Origin of the sequence: Moorena sp. SIO4E2, from assembly GCF_010671945.1 — a bacterium.
Taxonomy (GTDB): Bacteria; Cyanobacteriota; Cyanobacteriia; order Cyanobacteriales; family Coleofasciculaceae; genus Moorena; species Moorena producens.
In genome coordinates this window covers 1-4,334 of the sequence record NZ_JAAHIE010000570.1, presented here as the reverse complement: position 1 = coordinate 4,334, position 4,334 = coordinate 1, and the positions used below count along the sequence as shown (strand labels likewise).

General features: G+C 43.4%; 2 protein-coding genes. One reads left to right on the top strand and one right to left on the bottom strand.

Features of this window, described 5'->3' with window-relative positions; all coding sequences use genetic code 11:
* Nucleotides 1–980: 980 nt before the first annotated feature.
* Nucleotides 981–1,568 (bottom strand): hypothetical protein, encoded by a 588-nt coding sequence (locus tag F6K37_RS33170; protein ID WP_165691858.1) that lies wholly within the window; start codon nt 1,566–1,568, stop codon nt 981–983.
* A 1,601-nt stretch (nt 1,569–3,169) separates the two neighbouring features.
* Between F6K37_RS33170 and pstS the strand changes: the two genes are divergently transcribed.
* Nucleotides 3,170–4,183 (top strand): phosphate ABC transporter substrate-binding protein PstS, encoded by a 1,014-nt coding sequence (gene pstS, locus F6K37_RS33165; RefSeq protein WP_008177852.1) that lies wholly within the window; start codon nt 3,170–3,172, stop codon nt 4,181–4,183.
* The last annotated feature ends 151 nt before the right edge of the window (nt 4,184–4,334 follow it).

The window sequence follows — 4,334 nt, the reverse complement described above, 5'->3', positions numbered from 1 at the left end:
TCCTAAATTTATAGTTATGAAAGACTATAAATTTAGGATATATACCTAACTCAATGGTTTACTCTAGTTGCTTTCCCTGAAATCTTGCACCACTGTCACTAGCCGTAGCTTCGGCAATATAGCGCTACGCGCAAGCTCCGCGAACAGCCGTCAGTGATCAGCCGTCAGCTTATTTTATTCAAAAGCAGCTCAAGTATTTTGCGCTATGGGCATAAACTTTTCCCGTAGTCTGGCCACATGCCTTGGCCAAAGGCCACGCTACGCGAATGGCTGATAGCTGATAGCTGATAGCTAATAGCTGAAGGGTATATTAAGTTATCCCTAGCTTAATCTTAGAGTGGAATAATTGCCCACCCTAACTATTTAGGTGCAATAATATTTCAGTGCTATTTTGATTATGAGCAATACAATAATCCTTTGACAGTACCCTTTGGGGTACTTTTATCGAACGAATTTGTGATTAGATTTGATATAATTAAAGGTTAGGCCAGATGTGTTGAACAGGCAAAAGGGAATAGGACAGAAGTAGTTTTCGAGATGTAACGGTTTGTGTCTAGGTTAAGTATAATCCCGAATCGTGATTATTTACTAATGACTCATTAATACAGCGTTGCTTAATAATGGAATGATTTTAAGAGTGAGGTCGAATGGGCATCTTGCGTGAAACTGGCATCTTGCCAGTTTCATGCTTATTTTCGAGCGGGCAGGATGCCCACTCTACTCCTATTCAAAAAAAGATTCAGCAACGTCACTCATACTAAACAAATGGTTACTTTTTTATTCAAAAGCTGTATGAAAGCGATCGCACCATTACAAACTGCCGCGATCGCTTTCTTATTTGTCATATATTCATATTAGACTATGGATGACGTTTGTTCTTAATATATTTCCCTTAAAAATCTGTTTTATAAACTACTGGTAGGTCGATTTTTATAAATGGATAATCACCAAAGTAGGGTAAAGATTCCAAAAGAGTAAGATCAAGGACTGCGATTGTCTTCAGTATCAGCGAGCTGATCACGTTCCTCTGTAACTGCCCCAGACTCAGAGGTCGGTGGCTGAATTTTTTCTTCCAGTGGACTAGAAGTTAACTGGGGCAAAAGCATCAACATGACAATACCAATAGTCAGAATAAATTCCACAAGTTTCGTTCCTAATTGCACAGCGAAAATTAGGCGTTGAGAGTTATCTGCTATCGATATACTCGAACTCAGGAATTGCTGCAGTAAATTTTGAGGCGGTCTGGCAGGGTCAGAGTGCATGAGAGCAAGAGCAAGAGTAACTATTTGATCAACCTTTTCCTTGGGAAACAAAACCTCAACAGTTATCTCAGTTAATTCAAACCACAAAATCCTTTTGTGCTCTACGCAATAAATGATCAAATCTCCCGTAGACAGCTGGAAATGATAGCAGTTAGGTCTATGGAAATTGGGTACTGGCCTCTCTCCTACTATGTTTTCGCCCTTGCGCAACCTATCTAAAAAGTTTCGATAGGCGGTGTAGGACTGAGGAGGTAAATGACTTCTGACGCAGCGGACTTGTTCTGTTTCTATGACGGCAATCTTCATTCTGAGCTCCTTCAGAAGGAGTCCCCAATGGTCGGCTGTCTTGAGGAGAAGACTGATTCCTTAACAACTCTTCAGAGTCCAACGCCTTATCCTCAGCTTCCTGCAACAATTGTGATGCGGTTGAATCCAAAAGCCGAAGATAGTACTGCAACTGGGCGTATTCAGGCATTGAAATGACAGCCGCATACTGTTCACCATCTTTGGTGATAATATGGGGCTGACCCTGGCTAGCTGACTCAAGGCAGCTGTCCAGCGTCTGAAGTAATTGAGAAGTATTAACTTCTACTTCTAGACGAGAGCCTCTCATGAGGTACTCCATTTCAAGTGCCGAATACACCAAGCGCTAGCCACCAAACGGATTTCTTTCTGCCGCTACTCCCTTAAAGGTATTAAATTTTCGATTTTTGTGGTGTCTGGTAACGCGCTGAGGCAAGTAATTCTGGCGGGTTTTCAAGGTGCGGGAGAAAGAAACCACATACAATATAGCAAATTTTCGAGGGGTGGTGAAAGAGTTGGCACGAAGACGAGGCGAAGGCAACTAAGACACTTTTAATTTTATCTACCCACCGCACCAACCGCACCACAACAACCGCACCAACTTTTCCAATAAGTTGGCAATTTAGTGGAGAGAGGTGGTTTGCCTCGGGTGGTTTGCCTGTCAGCAGTCGGCCACGATTAACAATTCGTGGACGCCGCCATTCCGGAATTTGACGACACTTTGTAAATTTACCAGACAGGATTCCGCTTCGCGATTCGGTGCGGAATTAAATTTACCAGACAGCAGGATTCCGCTTCGCGATTGGGGAAATTATGAAATAAATAAAGATTTTTTGATTCCGCTTCGCGATTCCTGGACTTTTGGATTCGGGGGACTTTTCGATTCCTGGACGTATATTTTTTCGTGACGTATATTTTTCGATTTAATTTTTCGTGACGTATATTTTTCGATTAATTTTCTAATTGATTAATTTTCTATTATATATTTTAGATTTATATATTTTGCGACACCCACAAATTTAATTAAGGAAGAGGGTTGGGGTGTGGGTGGGAGAAGAACCACATACAACAGAATAGCATAAATTTAAACAAGTGCAAATTTAAGTAGAAGGCTTGAAAGAGTTGGCACGAACGAACTTTTCCGCAACTTCTTGCACTTCCGGGTTTTCCGATACCTGGCACAGGCTCTCCAGAAAACTAATCTGCCCAGGTGACGACTTCTTCTTACTGTGCTTACCCTTGATTTTCATTCCAGCTAATAATTTGTTTAAGAAGGATCATGCGATCGCGAAGCGTGACCGACGGTCAATCGCTTTTAGCGGAAGCGAAGCTTCATCGCGAAGCGTGGCCAAAAGGCCAATCCCATAACTCCAGCTACGCAACATTTACAAAAGCGATCGCGTAGCGTGACCTACGGTCAATCCCATAACTCCAGCAACTATCATCCCTGCTTCACTTAAGGTGCGGTCGGAGCTAATCCTGAATCACTTAACAAAAATTTAAATGTCATGGTTTTCCCATGACCATAAGCTATTCCCATAGGGTGCGCGTAGCGCATTAGCTGATAGCTTACCCCTTGAATTATTCTTAATATTTCTAGACAAATGATTTTAGCTGTAATCAAGTCCCGTCGGACATTGATAACCTTAACAGTTACAGTTGCCATTGTATTGATTTCACTCAAGGCAGCAAGTGCAATACCATTGTTTGGTGCCGGTGCTTCATTTCCCCAACCCCTTTACCAGCGTTACTTTTCCCAATACCAACAAGAAACCAGCGTTAATGTAAATTACAGTACCATTGGCAGTGGTACTGGTATTGAGGAATTCATTAACGAGTCTGTTGATTTCGCTGGCACTGATATGCCCCCAACCGATGAGGAAAAAAGTCAGATGAAACGGGGCTTGCAAATGGTGCCAACAGCGGGGGGAGCTGTGTCAGTCATTTACAATCTCCAAGGTGTAGTGACTTCTGTCAGACTATCTCGCGATACTTTAGGGAAAATCTTTACTGGTCAAATTGGTAATTGGAAGCAAGTTAACACTTACCTGCCCAGAAGAGACATCAAAGTTGTTGTGCGCTCAGATAGTAGCGGTACCAGTTTCATATTCACCAAGTACTTGAGTGCGATTACCCATGGTCTGATCAAACCTAGCCCAACACCAGATTGGGGCTTCAAGGTCTTCTCAAGCCGTCCTCAAAATGGTGGAGTAGCTGGGGAAGTGCGGCGGATTGACGGTGCCATTGGCTATGTAGAGGCTAATTATGCTGTAGAAAACAACTTCCCTAGCGCTAGGATTGAAAATCAAGAGGGTCGCTATATCAAGCCTAGCCTTGACCAAGCCAGTAAAGGGCTGGTCAATGTGGAGTTTAACCAGGACTTCACCCTCAAACTTAACGATCCAGCCGATGGTTATCCAATTGTGGGTCTAACTTGGCTGCTACTGTACCAGAAGTACCCCAATCAGGCCAAAGCCCAGGGGATAAAAGATATGGTTAATTGGATTCTCACTAAAGGTCAGGACCTCAACGGGGAACTAGGGTACACCAGGATTCCAGAGGATATTGCTCGCCAAGCCATTCAAGCAGTGAATCAAAACATCACCGTTGGTTCATAGTAGTGGAGTAGGGTGGGTTATTGTAACGGGCAAGATGCCCGTTCCACCAAGATGCCCGTTCCACCAAGATGCCCGTTCCACCAAGATGCCCGTTCCACCAAGATGCCCGTTCCACCAAGATGCCCGTTCCACCAAGATGCCCGTTCCACCA

Coding starts and splice junctions, on each gene's coding strand:
- F6K37_RS33170 (WP_165691858.1), bottom strand. CDS start 1,568: ATGAAGATTGCCGTCATAGAAACAGAACAAGTCCGCTGCGTCAGAAGT.
- pstS (WP_008177852.1), top strand. CDS start 3,170: ATGATTTTAGCTGTAATCAAGTCCCGTCGGACATTGATAACCTTAACA.